Genomic DNA, 18,996 nt, shown 5'->3' on the forward strand with positions numbered 1-18,996 from the left:
AGAAAAATTATGCCAAGATCAGGAAATTCAGTTGCTAAAAGAGCACGTCGAAAAAAAATGATGAAGAAGGATAAAGGTTTCTTTGGCCGTCGGAAAAACGTTTGGACAGTTGCGAAAAACGCTGTAGAAAAAGCAATGCTATATGCATACCGTGATAGAAAGCAGAAAAAGAGAAACTTCCGCGCTTTATGGATTCAGCGTATCAACGCTGGAGCTCGTTTAGAAGGAATGAGTTACTCACAATTCATCGGATTAGTGAAGAAAAACGGTATCGAATTGAACCGTAAAGTATTGGCTGATTTAGCGATGAATCACCCAGAAGCTTTCAAAGCTATCGTGAAAAAAGTAAAATAAAAACGTTTGTACAACCAGATTCAATTTACTTACTATATCAAATCCCAATCGAAAGGTTGGGATTTTTTATTTTTGGGCGTGCCACCGGCTCCATCCTTCCGCCGCTGTCAGGCTCTCCGCTGTAGCCGTGCGGTTCCGCTCCCGCTCCACCTTCGGGCTGCCGCTGCGATCCTTCACGCAAACCCGTATAAAACAGAAACCCCGTTGTTCAATCAGGTTTCTTTCTTCTTGCTTATTTGCTCTTTCCTCTTACTGAAAAACTTCTTCTTTCTCTCCATCATAACTCGCAAATACCATACTCGGATGCGAATCTTGATGAAACATTTTTCCGTCTTTGGTAATGGCAATCGCACCAGCAAATCCATCAAACGGGCTTAATTCAGCAAAGGTTTTTTCAAATGCTTTTTCCAAGGTAAAACCATCGGTCACGCGGGTTACAATCTTAGCCGCTACGGCTCCTGAAACAATGTCTTCGCCTACGCCGGTCAAACTCACCCCGCAGTCGGCATTGCAATAATTCCCCGCCACCGTCGCTGAATCGGATACCCGACCCACCAATTCAAATCCTTTGCCTCCTGTAGACGTTGCTACCGCGATGCGTCCTTCTGCATCCAAAGCCACACAGCCAACGGTTCCCAAACGGGAAGCAGCCACTTTGGCTTCGTACTCGGCTCGGCGCTGCGTAATTTCGGTTGAAAAGGCTTCAAAACCGTTGGCTCGTGCATAGGCCGTTGCTCCTTCTCCACTTAATATTCGATCATCCACCGCCAGTAAATGCTGCGCCACTTGAATCGGATTTTTCACTTCTTCAATATTGATCACGCCACTCATTTTCATCGTAACACTATCCATTAACGAGGCACTCATGCGAATCTTACCATCGCTTTGAATCTGGGATCCAATCCCCGCATTAAACAAGGCATCGTCTTCCAATAACGAAACGGCATATACCACAGCTTCCAATGCGGAATGCGTTTGCAAATAAGCATACGCTTCTTTCACAATACGCAACAAAGCTTCTTGTTTGGCTACTTTCGTTTCTTGACTAGTCGACGATTCCGAAAAAAATCCGCCGTGGATGATGATTCGTGTGAGATTCATGGAAAAGTTTCAGGTTTAAGGTTTATTTCGCTACGCTACATCAGTCGGCTAAAGCCTCGTGTCAAGTTTCAGGTTTCAGGTTTCAGGTTTTTGATTAAAAACCTAAAAACCTTTACTTCCTAAATAATTAAACGTATTGTGACGATTTGATCGTCATTTTAAACGTGTCCAAATCAAAAGTATCATTCTTGCTCAACACATGGGTCACCAAATGGTTGATGGAAATCGGTTGCCCTAATTCGACTTGCGTCAAATTAGTATCCTTAATTTCACGTCCGTCCACCAAAATAACCAATCCGGACCCAATCGCTTCCATCTGCTTTCCATTCGCAATAAACAAACCCGTATCTTCTCCGAGTCCGACACCCAATACTTTGGGATTGCCGACCACAGCTTGAAACAAACGACCGATGCGTCCGCGTTGAACAAAATGCGTATCAATCACTACATCGTCAATCAATCCCAAACCTGAAGTGATTTTCACTTCTCCTTTCAACAAGGCTTCGCTACTACTTCCTTGGTAAATCATATTGTTGGAAGCTGCCGCAGCTCCTGCCGATGTACCGGCATAAATAAAATGCTCGTTACGGTATTTATCCAATAACAAAACGTGAAACGGTGTACCTCCCAAAATAGAAGTCAATCGCAATTGATCACCTCCCGTAAACATCACAACATCGGCTTCGCGTAAACGCTGAATAATTTCGGGATCCATAGCTTGTTCCCGTTTTTCGATATACAATATATCGACATTGTGCGCGCCGAGATAATTAAACGCTTTCAAGTATTCGGGTCCAATTTGTCTCGGAATCTTCGAAGCTGTTGTAATCACTTCGATACGCGAATTTTCTTTATGTAAGGACTCTTTGATGATACGTTTTAAAATACCTTCCTCAAAGAAGTTTAAGTTTTGAGGAGCTGTCGTATCCAAATCGGTTTCGGTAAAACTTCCTTTGTCTACTGCCCCCCCGATAATGATCAATTTTCCTAGTATTTTCATGAGGGTAAAAATAACAATTTCATCACATTACGCAAACGCTTTCTACAGATTTACCGCAGGAGTTTTCCCCAAGTTTTCCACGACTTGAGAAAATAAAAAAGCATCATTTTACTGAAATTCAGAAGTATAGTTTGTAGAATTTATTTTTTCGCAATCAAATCATACAATCAAAAAAATAATTCCTTATTTTTAACAAATTCGTTAGCTAAATTCAACCCAAGACCCTTGTTTTATGAAAATTGAAAAGATTCAGGCCCTACGTGGACCCAATATTTGGAGTGTACAACGCAAAAAACTAATCCAAATGCGTCTCGACCTGGAAGACATGGAAGAAAAACCCACCAACAAAATTTCAGGATTTCGCGAACGCATCGAAGCCATGTTCCCTACCATGATTGAACACCGCTGCTCTGAAGGCGTGCGGGGTGGCTTCTTTTCCCGCATTGATCGCGGGACTTGGATGGGCCATGTCATTGAACATATTGCCCTTGAAATTCAAACCCTAGCCGGTATGGAAACCGGATTTGGTCGCACCCGAGAAACCAAAACACCGGGTGTATATAATGTTGTTTTTAGTTATGTCGAAGAAAGTGTGGGGATGTATGCCGCCGAAGCCTCTGTGCGCATTGCCGAAGCGCTAATTGCAGGAACCGACTATGATGTGCAAGCCGATATCCAAAAAATGCGGGAAATTCGCGAACGCGTTCGACTCGGCCCATCCACCGGAAGTATCGTAGATGAGGCAGTTGCCCGCGATATTCCTTGGATACGTTTGGGCACCAATTCACTCGTACAATTGGGTTATGGCGTAAATCAAATGCGCTTTCAAGCCACCATTACGTGTAAAACGAGTAATATTGCTGTGGACATTGCCTGCAACAAAGAAGAAACCAAACGCATGCTCGACATGGCCTCCATACCCGTAGCCAGCGGGGGCATTTGTGTGGATGAAGAAGATTTGGAAATGGTCATCAAAAAAATTGGCTTTCCTATTGTCATCAAGCCCTTGGACGGAAACCACGGTAAAGGCGCCTCCATCAATGTGCAAAATTTAGAAGATGCCAAAGCGGGTCTTGCCCACGCTAAGAACTATAGCCGAAGAGTGATTGTTGAAAAATTTATCACGGGATTTGATTTCCGCGTGTTGGTGATCGACAACAAACTCGTGGCTGCGGCATTGCGCGAACCTGCCCATGTGAGAGGCGATGGTGTGAATACCATCCAACAATTGATCGATAAAACCAATAAAGATCCGCGTCGGGGGTATGGCCATGAAAATGTATTGACCGAAATTACAGTGGATCGGGATACTACTGACCTTTTAACTAAAAAAGGCTATGATTTGAATACCATTCCCGCCAAAGATGAAATTGTATATTTAAAATCTACTGCCAATCTCAGCACAGGCGGAACCTCTGTAGATGTGACCGATATGATGCACCCCGAAAATATATTCTTGTGTGAACGCATCTCACGGGTCATCGGCTTGGATGTATGTGGAATTGATATTATGGCACCCAATTTAACACAACCCCTTAAAGAAACGGGAGGTTGTATTTTGGAGGTCAATGCAGCTCCTGGATTCCGAATGCACTTAGCGCCATCAGAGGGATTGCCACGAAATGTAGCCGCTCCAGTGATTGACATGTTATACCCCCCCGGAAAACCTTCGCGCATTCCGATTATTGCGATTACAGGAACCAACGGGAAGACAACGACAACTCGTTTGATTGCACACATGGTGAAAAACAATGGGTTCCGTGTGGGATTTACAACGTCTGACGGGATTTATGTTCAAAACCACATGATGGAAAAAGGCGATACTACGGGACCCATTTCGGCCGAATACATCTTAAAAGATCCAACGGTGGAATTTGCGGTTTTAGAGACAGCGCGGGGTGGAATTCTTCGGTCAGGTTTGGGCTTTAGCCGTTGTGATATTGCTATTATTACCAATATTCAAGAAGATCATCTTGGACTCCAAGATATTCACACCTTGGATGATTTGGCCCGCGTAAAAAGTGTGGTCGTTCGCAGTGTAAAAAAAGACGGTTGGGCGATTTTGAATGCCGACGACGAGCATTGTATGAAAATTGCACAGGATTTAAGTTGCCAAGTTGCCTATTTTTCGATGGATGAAAACAGTCCCAAAGTCCGAGAACTTTCAAAAGAAGGGAAAATTGTTGCCGTGTACGAAAATGGATTTATCACAATTAAACGCGGGGAATGGAAAATCCGTGTCGAACGTGCCACGCATATTCCGTTGACCATGGGTGGAAAAGCCAAATTTATGATTGCCAACGTCTTGGCCGCTGCGCTAGCGGGCTATCTCCATGGGTTTAAAACAGAAGACATCAGTCTATCGCTGCAAACATTCATCCCTGGCGCGGCACAAACACCGGGTCGTATGAATATATTTGAGTTTAAAAAATTCAAAGTCATGATCGATTTTGCCCACAATCCTGCAGGCTACCGTGGAATTGAAGATTTCTTATCCAATGTAGAAGCCACCAAAAAAATCGGCATCATTGCAGGAGTTGGCGACCGTAGGGATGAGGACATTAAAGAATGTGCAAAAATTGCCGCACGTATGTTTGATCATATTATCATTCGACAAGAAAAACACTTACGCGGCCGCACGGAGGAAGAGATTATCGGACTCATCATGGAAGGCATTCAAGAAAGTGGATCGAGTGTTACCCACGAGATCATCACCAAAGAAACCGAAGCAATCAAACACGCTATCAGTACGGCTGAAGAAGGAAGCTTTATTACGGCTTTGAGTGATGTGGTGACCAATGCCATTGAAATTGTCCAAGAATATTTAGACAAAGAACAAGAAAGTTAGGTCACTCTTTAAATAAAAATAGAAAACCGGTGTTTACGCATCGGTTTTATTTTTGGCATAACTTCAAAATATATCTTTACTGAAAATCAAGAAAATGAAAAATAGTATTCTATTGTGGTGCTTGAGCTTGAGCTTGACCACTATGGCCCAAAAAATTCAACTGAAAAAAGGCAAAATTTTATGGGATAAAGTGGAAGTAGCGACCGTCAAAGAACCGTACCGCGACCATTTGGAAATCGGTACTTTAAGCGGTGAAAAACGATTTACCGTAGCCTACAAAGGATTAAACGCTAATGAAATGCAAATGTACAATTGGTTGGAAATCACCTCGGCCGATGGAAAACAAAAAGCAGAAATTCCGTATGAAGTATTGATTACCGCCTTTAATTCTGATCGCATTATTGTACACTTACTGGCTGTCAAATACAATCTAATCAATGAAAAAGGCATCAACGAAGAAGCACTGAAAACATTTTTTGATATGCCGAGAGAATCCTTGAGTGAAAAATATGGCAAAATCGTCGCCTCTGCAAAATTTGAAGCCGACGAACAAAAACGCAAAGTTCAACAAGTAAAAAGTTCGTTAAATCCACAAATAAAAGCCGACAACAGTATTACAATGAACCTCAACGGTCGATTAACGATCGTGGGAAGTATTCAAGTCAAACCCTATGTGGTAGGCAATGGTGTCAATCAATATGTGACTGTTTATGACTTGGATGGCATACCTGTGGCGCGTTTGTCCAATACGGTTATGGATTTTTACAAATACCGTATTGAAACCTATGATGGTAAAAACTATGATTTTTATATTAAAAGTCAGTATAACAATACTAACAGCACCTTTTTATATGAATTTTTGTGTGACTTGGTGAGTCGTGAGTATATGTTGAACCATCAAGCGAAGATGGAACAACAGCAATTGCAACAAGCAAAAATCAATTTAGCCAAAGAACGCAGCGTTAATATTTATCAAAAACCGGGGTATTTAATTGATGAAGAAGGTGTGAAATACAACGGAATTTTGAGTATTAATTTTCAAATGTTGGATGTCAACCAAACCGGACAAGTACTCCCTGAAAATACAGCCGATCGATATGGGAAAACCGTTTCTATTACGTACAAGAACGACAAAAATCAGGAGCGCACCAAATCGTTTAAAGCCAACAGTGGCGCTTACTTTTGCATACAAAAGCAAGGGAAAGAAACATTTTTTTATGGCATGGCAGTGAAAGGCGATTCGATGAAAAAATTACAAAATATGGGGAGCCTCAGTTTTGATAACGCTTATTTTTATCAGTTAATCTATAAAGAAGATTCCATCTTGGTATTGCAAGATCCTGTCGAAACCGATCGCTATATGATAAAAATCAAAAGCGAATCCAAAGGACAGATGATTGACCTTCGCGACACCGATGAATTGGCACCTGTTTTGGCAGAGTACCTCAAAGCCTGTCCCACAACCACCACCTCAATTCGCAAAGGGGAAATGGACCTGAAAATAGAACGAAATTTAATCAACATCGCCAAAGAATACCCGGCGTGTAAAAAATAAATGTAAAGGGCAACGTAACGGTTGTCCTTTTTTTGCCGATTCGCGACTAGTGGCAGTAGGGACTTCACCCTGAAATCCGTATTTTTACGCCACAAACCTCTTAACTCATGAAGAAAAAATTTGTAATTGTATTGGGATGGCTTTTGGTTTTTGGCTTGAGTTCTGCCCAATTAAAAACAATCACGTTGGAAGAGAGCGTCTTGCAACAAAACCGAAAATTTGGTGCCGATCGCATGACGGGATTTCAATGGATACCTGGATCAACGGATTATGTCTATTATACCAATGCGTGGACGAAAATGATGCAAGCGTCAGCAACCAATGTTGTAGCGAAAGAAGGGATCACGCAAGCGGAAATCAATGCAGCTTTGGGTATTAAAATCAGTAATTTTTTTGGCGTTCAATGGATCGATAATAGTCATATTTTAGTTTCTGAAAACGGAAATTATTATCAATACAATCGGGTGACAAAATCGGGAAAACTTCTCTTCTCCCTTCCTGAAGAGGCTGAAAACACGACTCCTGATGCGGCCAAACAAAAAATGGCATACACCAAAGGCAACAACCTCTATTTTCATTCGGGTTCTCAAGAAATTGCGGTGACCCAAGAATCTTCTTTAGGCATCGTGTCGGGACAGTCGATATCGCGCAATGAATTTGGGATTAGTGGTGGAATCTTTTGGTCACCCAAAAGTACTTTTCTTGCCTTTTACCAAAAAGACGAAACCCAAGTGGCTGACTATCCGTTATTGGACATGACCCAAACACCTGGAAAATTAATGCCTATCAAATATCCGATGGCGGGACAAGCATCGGAGCAAGTACGTGTAGGAATTTATCATTTGGCCTCGGGTAAAACTGTTTTTATTCGCCCAAAAAGTGGGGGGTTGAATGATTATATGACCAATCTGTCTTGGACACCGGATGAAAAATATATTTTGGTAGCCGAATTAAACCGTGGGCAAAATACAATGCACTTAAACTTGTATGAAGCCGCTACGGGAACCTATGTGCGCACTTTGCTACAGGAAACCCATGAGCGTTGGGTTGAACCCGAACATGAGGCTTTTTTCCCCTCGGCACAATCCTCAAACTTCATTTGGTTTAGTGAACGGGATGGCTTTCAAAACTTGTATTACTATGATTTAAATGGGAAATTGATACAACAATTAACGCAAAATAAGTTTCCCACCCGCGAAATCATCGGAGCGAATCCGGCGGGGACAGTAGTGTATTTTAAAGCTACGGGGGAACAGGGGATCAATATGCTCTTGTATAAAGTAACCTTGAAAGGAAAGCAAACGTTGGTTTCGACTACGCTTGGCGTGCACAATGGTGTTTTGTCTCCCGACGGACAGTGGTTGTTTGATGAATATTCGAATGCAACAACGCCTTCACAATCGGTACTTTGGAATGCCAAAGGAAAAGCGACGGTATTGATGACGAGCAGCAATAAATATGAGGGATATGCTCTAGGAAGCGCTGAAATCAAAACGATAAAAGCAGCCGATGGCGTTACCGATTTGTTTACGCGCTTGATCAAGCCGAGTAATTTTGATCCTACCAAAAAATACCCAGTATTGGTGTATGTATATGGGGGACCGCATGCACAAATGATTACCAATTCCTACCTTTTGGGGGCCAATTTGTGGATGTATTGGATGGCTGAACAAGGGTATTTGGTTTTTACGGTAGACAACCGCGGATCGGACAATCGAGGTTTTGCCTTTGAAAGTGTAATACACCGCAATTTGGGCAATCATGAAATGGCCGATCAATTGAACGGTATTGCATATTTAAAGTCCCTACCCTATGTGGATGCCAATCGATTGGCGCTACATGGGTGGAGTTATGGTGGTTTTATGACGACTTCGTTACTGTTACGTCACCCCGATGTGTTTAAAGTAGGGGTAGCGGGTGGTCCCGTGATTGACTGGAAATGGTATGAAGTGATGTATGGTGAACGTTATATGGACACTCCCGAAGAAAATCCTGAGGGCTATGCTACGGCGAATGTGAGTCAATACGCTAAAAATTTGACCGGAAAGTTATTGCTGATTCACGGTACTTCGGATGATGTGGTGGTAGAACAACATAATTTGGCTTTGGTTAAAAAATTGGTTGAGGCGGGCAAACAAGCCGACTACTTCCCCTACCCGATGCACAAACACAATGTAACGGGGAAAGATCGGGTACACCTTATGAAAAAGGTATTGGATTATGTGATTGAGAATAATAAATAGTAAAATTCCTCCCGAAGTTTCGGGACCAAATCCCAAATTCCAACTGAAAAACCAATTGGAATTTGGGATTTTTTTATGCCTTTGAAAGACGATAGGTTATGGCTAGCCCCGGTAGAGCCCTTGTTGGAGCTCTTGTAGCGCAGCGGAAAAGCGACGGGCGAAAACGGGAGGAGGGTGCTTTTGAAAACGATACGGGTGCTCCTGTAAAAACGCACAGTAAAGACTCACAGTAAAGACTCACAATTGTGAGTCTTTACTGTGAGTCTTTACGTTTTTTGTTTTTTCTTTTTGGCGGCGGGAAATAAAACGTTGTTGAGAATCAAACGAAATCCGGGTGAGGTGGGATGCAGGTCCAATACGGTAGGTTCATCGCCCACTTGATGGCGGTAATCTTCGGGATCGTGGCCGCCGAAGAAGGTATAGAAGCCTTTCCCTTTTTGGCCGTGGATGTAGCGGGCTTCTTCATTAATTTGGCATTCGCCCAAGACCAATACATTGGATTTGATATTCGCGCGGTCGAAAGCGGTCGTTTGTCCCATAAACCCTTTGACCAATTGGGTATGATTTTGGCACAACATGCTCGGAATCACGTCCCATTTGGCAGAGTATTCCATTAGAGTAAAATAATCTTTTTCAAAAGGCACGCGTCGTTTTTCGGTCATATCGATATCGGAGAACTCGTAGCGTTCAGGGCGGCGTTCGAGGATAAAATCTTTGAAGGCAAAAGTGCGGGTGTAGTCGATACGCGCTTGGTAGTTGGGATCGCTATCATCGCCGTCAAACATGGGTTCGCAAATATCCACACCTTCAGCTGCTAGCGCAATATCAAAACTGTCGGTGGCCGAGCACATGGCAAACATAAAGCCGCCTCCAATGACGAAATCACGTATTTTTTTGGCCACGGCCAATTTAGCTTCAGAGACTTTAGCGAATCCTAGTTTGGCGGCTAGGAGTTCGGCCTCGCGCTTTTGTTCGATATACCAGGGAGCATTGCGGTAGGCGCCATAGAATTTACCGTATTGGCCCGAAAAATCTTCATGGTGCAAGTGGAGCCAATCGTATAAAAGCAACTGATCGGTGAGAACTTCTTCGTCATAGATTGGGGTAAACGGAATTTCGGCATAGGTGAGCACCATGGTTACGGCGTCGTCCCAGGGTTGTTTGCCTTTGGGGGTATAGACCGCGATTTTAGGGGCTTTTTCCAACACAACCGTTTCCATGTTTTGGGAGGGACTCAAAATCTCTTCCAGAATTTGGTTGGCTTCGCCGTCGGAGAGCATTTCAAAACTGACGCCACGAATCTGACATTCTTTGCGAATTTCGGGCGCATCGGGAAGTAAAAAAGATCCGCCACGATAATTCAGAAGCCAGCTGGCTTTATAGTCTTTGGATAGCACCCAATAGGTAATCCCATAGGCCTTTAGATGGTTTTTTTGCGACACATCGTCCATGGGTAAGAGAATAAAATTGGCACGAATAGGAAGCGTAATCAACGAAAACAGTAGTATACTAAATAAAAAGCGGTTGTTCATGGAGTTCCAACTATAATGATTTCGAAGGTACAATTATTCACCTAAAATTGGAAGCAAGGTATTGTTAATTATTGTGAAATAACAAAAAACAGGTTCAGAAACCTATTTTTGAAATGATGTTCTTAAAAAGGAACATCACTATCATCCTCGAGAGTGGGTGGCGGTCCACCAAAAGCATCGTTGGGTGAAGGCAGATTTTTGGTGAAAAACGGATTATCATCGGCATTCATTTTGGACGGTAAATCACTAAAACCACCGGCAAAATCATCAAGGTTGTCGAATTTACCGAGGTTTCCGATAAATTTCAAGCGAATATTTTCCAACGAACCGTTACGGTGTTTTGCAATGATAAACTCCGCTTGTCCTTGCGTTGGCGATTGTTCATCATCATCCCATTCTTCAATTTTATAGTATTCGGGGCGATAAATAAACGATACGATATCGGCATCTTGCTCAATCGCTCCCGATTCACGCAAGTCCGAAAGCAAAGGTCGTTTGCTTGAACCCCGTGTTTCAACGGCACGAGACAATTGTGATAACGCAATCACGGGAACATCCAATTCTTTGGCCAAGGCTTTTAAATTACGTGAAATCGTAGAAATTTCTTGCTCGCGATTTCCGCCGCCTTTCCCTGCGCCACCGGCAGTCATCAACTGTAAATAATCGATAATAATAAGTTTAATGCCGTGCTGTGAGGCCAATCGTCGGGCTTTGGCTCGTAAATCAAAAATGGACAATGAAGGCGTATCATCGATGTAAAGCGGTGCTTTTTCCAAATCGCGCACTTTAACACTTAATTGTTCCCACTCGTGTTTTTCTAATTTCCCCGTACGGAGTTTCTCAGAAGATAATCCGGTTTCGGAGGATATCAAACGGGTAATCAACTGCACGGAGGACATTTCAAGCGAAAATACGGCTACGGGACTTTGGGAATCGATGGCAATGTTTCGAGCCATAGACAATACAAAGGCTGTTTTACCCATACCAGGGCGTGCCGCGATAATAATCAAATCGGAGGGTTGCCAACCAGAGGTCACTTGATCGAGTTTGTGGAATCCGGTAGGGACGCCACTCAATCCTTCTTTGTTGGAAATTTCTTCGATGCGTTTTTTGGCTTGCATCACCAAACTTTGCGCTGTTTCGGAGCTGCGTTTGATGTTGCCTTGGGTAACTTCGTACAATTTGGACTCGGCCATATCGAGCAAATCGAAAACATCGGTCGCGTCTTCATAGGCTTCTTCGATGATATCGGAAGAAATTTTAATAAGCGAACGTTGAATGTATTTCTGGAGTATGATTCGCGAGTGGAACTCAATATGCGCCGAAGAAGAAATCTTTTGCGTAAGCTGAATGAGGTAAAAATCGCCTCCAGCCATTTCCAACTTTCCGTTTTTCTTCAATTGGGCCGAAACGGTTAATAAGTCTATGGGTTGAGAATCGGTAAAGAGTTGGAAAATAGCCTCAAAAATGAACTTATGTGCTTCTTTGTAAAAAGCGTCGGGCTGCAGGATATCAATTACCTCATCGACTCCTTTTTTATCAATCATCATTGCCCCTAAAACCGCCTCTTCCAAGTCCAATGCTTGCGGAGGTAGTTTGCCTTTTTCTAAAGTAATCAAGGTGGTTTTATCCACCTTTACGGGGTTAATATTGCGTAAATTTTCCATAAAGCGAATGTAACCAATTCTACCAAAAATCGGTGGAGGATTTATTACCACCATCTTGTTTATAACTCATAATATTTTGTTAACAACACAAAAAAAATCCGAAACCACGGGCTTCGGATTAAGGGTATTGAAAACTACTTTTTTACTCTTTAAACTCGCCCATCTTGCTGTACTTGTCCATTCTATTGGTTACTAGCTCGGATGTTGATAAATCTTTGAGTTCTTGGAAAGCGTTTAAAATATATTCCTTCACTGTTGCAAATGTCGTTGCTTTATCGTAGTGTGCTCCACCTAGCGGTTCGGGAATGACATCGTCGACCAACTTTTGCTTTTTCATATCGGTAGACGTCAGTTTCAACGCTTCGGCAGCTTTCTCTTTATAATCCCAACTTTTCCACAAAATAGACGAACATGATTCGGGAGAAATTACTGAATACCAGGTGTTTTCCAACATGAATACGCGATCTCCAACACCAATTCCTAAAGCCCCTCCAGAAGCGCCTTCGCCAATAATGACACAAATAATGGGCACTTGTAAGCGTGACATTTCGAAGATGTTTCGTGCAATGGCCTCCCCTTGTCCACGTTCTTCCGCTTCCATTCCTGGATAAGCCCCTGGTGTATCGATAAAGGTGATTACAGGAATACCGAATTTTTCAGCCATTTTCATCAAACGCAAGGCTTTGCGATAGCCTTCAGGATTGGCCATCCCGAAATTACGGTATTGACGCATTTTGGTATTGATTCCTTTTTGTTGACCGATGAGCATAAAAGACTGTCCGCCTATCTTTCCTAATCCGCCAATCATGGCTTTATCATCTTTAAAATTACGGTCTCCGAACAGCTCTAAGAACGTGCCGTCGGTAAGCGTAGTGATGTATTCTAGCGTATACGGACGATTGGGATGACGCGAAAGTTGCACACGTTGCCAAGCCGTGAGATTCTTATATATTTTCTTTTTGGTTTCTTCTAATTTCTTTTCGATTTGTTTGCAGGTATTCGTAACATCCACATTGGACTCCTGACCAATAAGCTCACATTTTTCTAATTGGTCTTCCAACTCTTTAATGGGAAGCTCAAAATCTAAATACTCCATACAATATAGGGTTTAGTAAAAGTTCGAAACACAAAGATAGGGGTTTCCTTTTTTTGAGGAAATAAAAAAAAGGGATTAATTGTAAACAATAGGCTAGGAAGTTGTACGTGATTTTATAATCCCATTGGCGATAACCGTGACCAAAATAATAACAGCGCCCAAATAAAAGGTACCGCTCATGGTTTCGGTGTCTTCAAAAAGTACCATGGCCAAGATAATTCCATAAACGGGTTCCAAGTTGATCGTGAGCATCACCGTATAAGCATCCAACACCCGAAGTAAGGCGGTGGAGGCAATCATAGCAAAAGCAGTACACACCGAACTAAGCAATAATAAATACCCCAAATCGCTCCAGGATAATTCGAAAAAAGTGGCTGTAAAACTACCCGATAGTGACAATAAAATTGAGAAAAACAACACACCTCCCAACATTTCAAACAAAGTAATTACTACTGGCTCATAGCGGATGACCCAACGGGAATTAAACACCGTAAACAAAGCCGACAAAAATGCAGAGAGCAAGGCCAGACCGATGCCTGTAATAAAATGGAATTCTACTTTAAAAATCAAGGTCAACCCACCGATAACCAGCAATCCGAAAAAGAGCTCGTAACACACCATTTTTTTTTTTGTGAAAAGAGGTTCCAATAACGAGGTAAAAAAAGCACCTGTAGACAAACAGGCTAGGGTAACAGAAACATTTGACACTTTAATCGCTTTGAAAAACGTAAACCAATGTAAGGCAATTACAATTCCAGCGCCCAGAAAAATGGGAATCATGGATCGAGAATGCCGCCATGAGATTTTTTGATACACCACATAAGCGCCAATAAAAAAAACAGCAAACAACATGCGAAACCATACCAAAGCTAAAGCGTCCAAGGTAATGAGCTTGCCGATAATGGCCGTAAATCCCCAAATGAATACAATGAGGTGAAGCAGCAGGAGACTTCGAAATTTATCGTTTGGCATTGCGCAGTAAGTAAAGAGCTAAAATACCAAAAATAAGATTGGGCAACCAAACCAAAAGCATGGGTGGCGCACTGGATTTTTCGGCCAAAACCCCAAAAACCTTGTCCATAAAGACAAAAGCAAAAGCAATGACAATTCCAATTACCAAATTGATACCCATACCGCCTCGTCGTTTCATAGAAGAGACTGCCACGGCAATCACGGTTAAAATAAAGGCAGAAACAGGAACGCTATATTTTTTATATAACACGACCAAATAGGTGTTCATATTGGCGGAACCCCGTTTTTTTTCTTTCTCGATAAATTTTACCAAGTCAAAGTAATTTAAGGTCTCTGCAACATAGACCGTTGGGGTTAGCTCATCGACATCAAACTTCAGAATGGTGTCTTTTCGCGTTCCAATCTCGAGCACATCATTGAGCGCACCTACTTTTCGTTTTTTATATTCAAAAAGCGAATAGGTACTGTCATTCTCGTTGAATTTAATCCGATCGGCGGTAATTTTGTAGACTAATGAATCGCCTTTAAACCGCTCCATTGAAAAGTTGAACCCTAATTTGCTATCGGGATTGTATGAACTGACATAAATATATTCGTTATCGCTGATTTGTCGGTACACATCAGAGTTGTCGCGCATTTCATTTTGACCATTTCCAATCAAATACATGAATCGAAATGTTTTGAACCCTTCACTGGCTTTGGGCACCAAAAAGAATCCCATCAGCAGGGCAAAAACCGAAACCATAGCAGCGCCTATCAGGTACGGACGTAAAAAGCGGGTAAAGGAAATTCCCGAACTCAATATGGCGATAACTTCGGTGTTATTGGCCAATTTGGAGGTAAACCAAATGATGGAAAGAAACAGAAAAATAGGGAATAATAAATTGGCAAAATAAATGGTAAAGTCCACATAGTATTGGGCAATCGCAGGAAAAGGAACGCGATTTTCAATCATTTTATTGACTTTTTCAGCTACGTCAATAGTTATCCCAATGGGAATAAATAGCAATAGCATGGTGGCAAAAGTCACCAAGTACCGTTTTAAGATGTAGCGATCAATAATTTTCATTACAAACGTTGACTCATTTGTTGTACCATTTTATTTTTCCAATCCCGGAAATCGCCTGCGATGATATGTTTTCGGGCTTCACGAACCAACCAAAGGTAGAACCCTAAATTGTGAATCGTAGCAATTTGTTTGCCCAAGTATTCATTGGCAGCAAACAAGTGACGTAGGTAAGCTTTGGAATATTCGGTATCGACAAAGGTAATTCCCATTTCGTCGATAGGAGAAAAATCGTCTTCCCACTTTTTATTTTTAATATTAATCACTCCGTGAGCGGTAAACAACATTCCGTTACGGGCATTGCGTGTGGGCATGACACAGTCAAACATATCAATTCCCAAAGCAATATTTTCCAAAATATTAATGGGCGTACCTACCCCCATTAAATAGCGGGGTTTATCTTTCGGAAGTACGGCGGTCACCACTTCGGTCATGGCATACATTTCCTCAGCCGGTTCACCCACCGACAATCCACCAATAGCATTGCCTTCTGCCCCTACACTAGCGATATATTCGGCCGACATTTGGCGTAGATCTTTGTACGTACTTCCTTGAACAATGGGAAATAACGTTTGTTCGTACCCGTATTTTGGCGGTAATGTTTTTAAATGTGCCACACAACGGTCCAACCAGCGGTGAGTCATGTGCATACTGCGTTTGGCATAGCGGTAATCACACGGATAGGGTGTACACTCGTCAAAAGCCATGATAATATCGGCGCCAATGGTGCGTTGAATTTCCATGACATTTTCGGGGGAGAAAAAATGGTAGGAACCATCGATATGTGATTTAAATTTCACCCCTTCTTCCTTGATTTTTCGATTGGCAGAAAGGGAATATACTTGATATCCTCCACTATCGGTCAAAATATTTCGATTCCAATTCATGAATTTGTGCAAGCCGCCAGCTTTTTCTAAAATATCCAACTGTGGACGCAAGTATAAATGGTAGGTATTTCCTAAAATAATATCGGGATTAATATCGTCACGGAGTTCGCGTTGATGCACCCCTTTGACTGAAGCTACGGTGCCTACAGGCATAAAAATAGGGGTTTCAATGACACCGTGGTCAGTGGTAATTTTACCCGCACGGGCTTGGGATTGTGGATCGGTATGCAGTAACTCAAATTTCATCGAAAGGGATTTCAGCCGACAAAGATACTTTTTTTTGGAAAAGGGCTAGTGGGATTAAGATTTCCTTAATTAGATAATATGCCAATGTGCCAATGAGTCAATTAGACAATTAGACAATGGGACAATATGGCAATGATGAAATATACTTATAGTGTAACACGAAATTTGACACAAAGCACCAAAGGTTGTTTAAAGTAGGATTGCGTGAGGGATGGCAGTGGAAAGCCCACAGCGCGGAGGTACGACAAGCGCGGACTTGTAACGGACAGCCCGACCCCGCTTGACTAGAGTGAATTGAAAGCGAAGAAGGATGGCGGGGACACGCTCTAAATGAATTATGAATTGGGAATTATAAATTATGAATTATGAGTTACGGAGTGAGTACGTTTTTAAGATTTGTATAAGCCGCAGAATCGGTGTACTTTTGTGCCACATTTTAATACCACAACAATGTCTAACATGCAACAACTACACGATTTAACAACACAAGTACGTCGCGACATTCTTCGTATGGTACATGCTGTAAATTCAGGTCACCCGGGGGGGTCTTTGGGTTGTGCTGAGTTTTTAGTATGCCTTTTTCAAGAGGTGATGGAACGCAAAGAAGGCTTTGATATGAACGGGATTGGAGAAGATATTTTCTTCCTTTCCAACGGTCATATTTCCCCTGTTTTTTACAGTGTACTCGCACGAAGCGGGTATTTTCAAGTGGAAGAATTGGCCACCTTCCGAAAATTAAACTCTCGTTTACAAGGACACCCTACCACCCACGAAGGACTCCCGGGAGTGCGAATGGCTTCGGGATCATTGGGTCAGGGACTTTCGGTTGCCCTTGGTGCAGCAGAAGCCAAGAAATTAAATAAAGACAACAAATTAGTCTATATTTTAACCGGTGATGGTGAATTACAAGAAGGTCAAAATTGGGAAGCCATTATGTATGCTTCAGCCAAAAAAGTAGACAACCTCATTGCAACAGTAGATTACAATGGGCAACAAATTGACGGTTCAACCGATGATGTCATGTCATTGGGGAATTTACGTGCCAAATTTGAAGCCTTTGATTGGGACGTTTTGGAAATCAAAGAAGGAAACAACATCGAAGCGATTTTAGCCGGGATGAAGGAAGCCAAAGCGAAAACGGGGAAAGGAAAACCGGTAGCCGTTTTATTGTATACTGAAATGGGGAATGGTGTAGACTTTATGATGCATACCCACGCTTGGCACGGAAAAGCACCCAATGATGCGCAACTAGAAAGTGGTTTGGCGCAAAATCCAGCAACGTTAGGAGACTATTAATTGGCAACACATCATGAAAAAATACGAAAATACAGGAAGTAAAGATACCCGCTCCGGATTTGGCGCAGGGATGACCGAATTGGGTCAGAAAAACGAAAATGTGGTCGCTTTATGTGCCGATTTAATTGGCTCGTTAAAGTTTGACGATTTCAAAAAAAACCACCCCGAACGCTTTTTCCAAGTGGGAATTGCTGAAGCCAATATGATTGGTATTGCCGCAGGGTTGACTATTGGTGGGAAAATTCCGTTTACGGGAACCTTTGCCAATTTCTCAACCGGTCGCGTTTATGACCAAATTCGTCAATCGGTAGCCTATTCCGATAAAAATGTCAAAATTTGTGCCTCGCATGCCGGATTGACCTTAGGAGAAGATGGCGCCACGCACCAAATTCTTGAAGATATTGGTTTGATGAAAATGCTACCCGGAATGACCGTGATCAATACCTGTGACTATAACCAAACAAAATCGGCGACTTTGGCCTTGGCCGAACATCATGGCCCAGCTTATTTACGATTTGGCCGTCCTGTAGTGCCTAACTTTACACCGGCAGACGAACCTTTTATCATCGGAAAAGCGATTGTATTGAATGAAGGAACCGATGTGACCATTATCGCAACAGGACATTTAGTTTGGGAAGCATTGGTTGCCGCAGAGGCCCTTGAAGCACGAGGAATATCGGCAGAAGTCATCAATATTCACACGATTAAACCGTTGGATGAAGAGGCGATTTTAAAATCGGTGACCAAAACGGGTTGCGTTGTAACTGCTGAAGAACATAATTTCCTAGGTGGCTTGGGCGAGAGTGTGGCACGAACCTTGGTTTTACACCACCCTGCTCCGCAAGAGTTTGTTGCTGTAAAAGATTCGTTTGGAGAAAGTGGCACACCCGAACAGTTGATGGAAAAATATGGCTTGAACAGCGCTTCAATTGTAGCCGCTTGTGATAAAGTCATAGCTAGAAAATAATTCGATGACATATATACAAAAAAGGAACACATTTGTGTTCCTTTGAAGAGCCGATGGAGGGACTCCCCGAATCCACTGCGTTACTCGGGATAAACTTCTCATCCCTTTCATAAATAAAAAAAGGAACACTTAGGTGTTCCTTAAAACTGAGCCGATGGAGGGACTC

The 18,996-nt window shown here is 42.4% G+C and carries 14 protein-coding genes; 6 read left to right on the plus strand and 8 right to left on the minus strand.

Annotated elements, in window-relative coordinates:
* Positions 1-9: 9 nt before the first annotated feature.
* Complete coding sequence (gene rplT / locus ABWO12_RS09730) at positions 10-354, plus strand: 50S ribosomal protein L20 (protein WP_353088693.1); 345 nt, start codon at positions 10-12, stop codon at positions 352-354.
* Positions 355-603: 249 nt separating this feature from the next.
* On the opposite strand, the gene ABWO12_RS09735 is transcribed toward rplT, so the two are convergent.
* Positions 604-1,455 (minus strand): isoaspartyl peptidase/L-asparaginase, encoded by an 852-nt coding sequence (locus tag ABWO12_RS09735; protein WP_353088677.1) that lies wholly within the window; start codon positions 1,453-1,455, stop codon positions 604-606.
* A gap of 127 nt (positions 1,456-1,582) precedes the next feature.
* Positions 1,583-2,455, minus strand: coding sequence for a cyanophycinase (locus ABWO12_RS09740; RefSeq protein WP_353088678.1), 873 nt, complete (start codon positions 2,453-2,455; stop codon positions 1,583-1,585).
* A gap of 232 nt (positions 2,456-2,687) precedes the next feature.
* Here ABWO12_RS09740 and cphA point away from each other — a divergent pair, with 232 nt between their 5' ends.
* The 3 genes from cphA to ABWO12_RS09755 all read left to right on the plus strand — a co-directional run bounded on the left by cphA (position 2,688) and on the right by ABWO12_RS09755 (position 9,101).
* Complete coding sequence (gene cphA / locus ABWO12_RS09745; protein WP_353088679.1) at positions 2,688-5,303, plus strand: cyanophycin synthetase; 2,616 nt, start codon at positions 2,688-2,690, stop codon at positions 5,301-5,303.
* 94 nt (positions 5,304-5,397) lie between these two features.
* Positions 5,398-6,858: a hypothetical protein gene (locus ABWO12_RS09750; RefSeq protein WP_353088680.1), complete on the plus strand. Its 1,461-nt coding sequence runs from the start codon at positions 5,398-5,400 to the stop codon at positions 6,856-6,858.
* Between the two features lie 107 nt (positions 6,859-6,965).
* Positions 6,966-9,101, plus strand: coding sequence for a S9 family peptidase (locus ABWO12_RS09755; RefSeq protein WP_353088682.1), 2,136 nt, complete (start codon positions 6,966-6,968; stop codon positions 9,099-9,101).
* Positions 9,102-9,367: 266 nt separating this feature from the next.
* Here ABWO12_RS09755 and ABWO12_RS09760 read toward each other — a convergent pair whose 3' ends face one another.
* The 6 genes from ABWO12_RS09760 to tgt all read right to left on the minus strand — a co-directional run bounded on the left by ABWO12_RS09760 (position 9,368) and on the right by tgt (position 16,567).
* Positions 9,368-10,633: an asparagine synthetase B gene (locus ABWO12_RS09760; RefSeq protein WP_353088683.1), complete on the minus strand. Its 1,266-nt coding sequence runs from the start codon at positions 10,631-10,633 to the stop codon at positions 9,368-9,370.
* Between the two features lie 122 nt (positions 10,634-10,755).
* Positions 10,756-12,300: a replicative DNA helicase gene (dnaB, locus tag ABWO12_RS09765; RefSeq protein ID WP_353088684.1), complete on the minus strand. Its 1,545-nt coding sequence runs from the start codon at positions 12,298-12,300 to the stop codon at positions 10,756-10,758.
* A gap of 142 nt (positions 12,301-12,442) precedes the next feature.
* Positions 12,443-13,396, minus strand: coding sequence for an acetyl-CoA carboxylase carboxyltransferase subunit alpha (locus ABWO12_RS09770; protein WP_353088686.1), 954 nt, complete (start codon positions 13,394-13,396; stop codon positions 12,443-12,445).
* 93 nt (positions 13,397-13,489) lie between these two features.
* The gene (locus ABWO12_RS09775; RefSeq protein ID WP_353088687.1) at positions 13,490-14,368 is read right to left on the minus strand and encodes a DMT family transporter; all 879 of its coding nucleotides are present in this window, start codon (positions 14,366-14,368) and stop codon (positions 13,490-13,492) included.
* A complete protein-coding gene (locus ABWO12_RS09780) occupies positions 14,355-15,437 on the minus strand; it encodes an LptF/LptG family permease (RefSeq protein WP_353088688.1) in 1,083 nt (360 codons plus the stop codon). Before ABWO12_RS09780 ends, ABWO12_RS09775 begins: the two co-directional genes overlap by 14 nt.
* Positions 15,437-16,567, minus strand: coding sequence for a tRNA guanosine(34) transglycosylase Tgt (gene tgt, locus ABWO12_RS09785; RefSeq protein ID WP_353088689.1), 1,131 nt, complete (start codon positions 16,565-16,567; stop codon positions 15,437-15,439). The genes ABWO12_RS09780 and tgt overlap by 1 nt, the downstream gene beginning before the upstream one ends.
* Before the next feature lie 450 nt (positions 16,568-17,017).
* Here tgt and ABWO12_RS09790 point away from each other — a divergent pair, with 450 nt between their 5' ends.
* Positions 17,018-17,863, plus strand: coding sequence for a transketolase (locus ABWO12_RS09790; protein WP_353088690.1), 846 nt, complete (start codon positions 17,018-17,020; stop codon positions 17,861-17,863).
* 13 nt (positions 17,864-17,876) lie between these two features.
* The gene (locus ABWO12_RS09795; RefSeq protein WP_353088691.1) at positions 17,877-18,830 is read left to right on the plus strand and encodes a transketolase family protein; all 954 of its coding nucleotides are present in this window, start codon (positions 17,877-17,879) and stop codon (positions 18,828-18,830) included.
* Positions 18,831-18,996 lie beyond the last annotated feature (166 nt).

Origin of the sequence: Flavobacterium sp., assembly GCF_040379285.1 — a bacterium.
Classification (GTDB): domain Bacteria; phylum Bacteroidota; class Bacteroidia; order Flavobacteriales; family Flavobacteriaceae; genus Flavobacterium.

Coding starts and splice junctions, on each gene's coding strand:
- ABWO12_RS09775 (WP_353088687.1), bottom strand. CDS start 14,368: ATGCCAAACGATAAATTTCGAAGTCTCCTGCTGCTTCACCTCATTGTA.
- ABWO12_RS09780 (WP_353088688.1), bottom strand. CDS start 15,437: ATGAAAATTATTGATCGCTACATCTTAAAACGGTACTTGGTGACTTTT.
- dnaB (WP_353088684.1), bottom strand. CDS start 12,300: ATGGAAAATTTACGCAATATTAACCCCGTAAAGGTGGATAAAACCACC.
- ABWO12_RS09760 (WP_353088683.1), bottom strand. CDS start 10,633: ATGAACAACCGCTTTTTATTTAGTATACTACTGTTTTCGTTGATTACG.
- rplT (WP_353088693.1), top strand. CDS start 10: ATGCCAAGATCAGGAAATTCAGTTGCTAAAAGAGCACGTCGAAAAAAA.
- tgt (WP_353088689.1), bottom strand. CDS start 16,567: ATGAAATTTGAGTTACTGCATACCGATCCACAATCCCAAGCCCGTGCG.
- ABWO12_RS09770 (WP_353088686.1), bottom strand. CDS start 13,396: ATGGAGTATTTAGATTTTGAGCTTCCCATTAAAGAGTTGGAAGACCAA.
- ABWO12_RS09790 (WP_353088690.1), top strand. CDS start 17,018: ATGTCTAACATGCAACAACTACACGATTTAACAACACAAGTACGTCGC.
- cphA (WP_353088679.1), top strand. CDS start 2,688: ATGAAAATTGAAAAGATTCAGGCCCTACGTGGACCCAATATTTGGAGT.
- ABWO12_RS09755 (WP_353088682.1), top strand. CDS start 6,966: ATGAAGAAAAAATTTGTAATTGTATTGGGATGGCTTTTGGTTTTTGGC.
- ABWO12_RS09795 (WP_353088691.1), top strand. CDS start 17,877: ATGAAAAAATACGAAAATACAGGAAGTAAAGATACCCGCTCCGGATTT.
- ABWO12_RS09740 (WP_353088678.1), bottom strand. CDS start 2,455: ATGAAAATACTAGGAAAATTGATCATTATCGGGGGGGCAGTAGACAAA.
- ABWO12_RS09750 (WP_353088680.1), top strand. CDS start 5,398: ATGAAAAATAGTATTCTATTGTGGTGCTTGAGCTTGAGCTTGACCACT.
- ABWO12_RS09735 (WP_353088677.1), bottom strand. CDS start 1,455: ATGAATCTCACACGAATCATCATCCACGGCGGATTTTTTTCGGAATCG.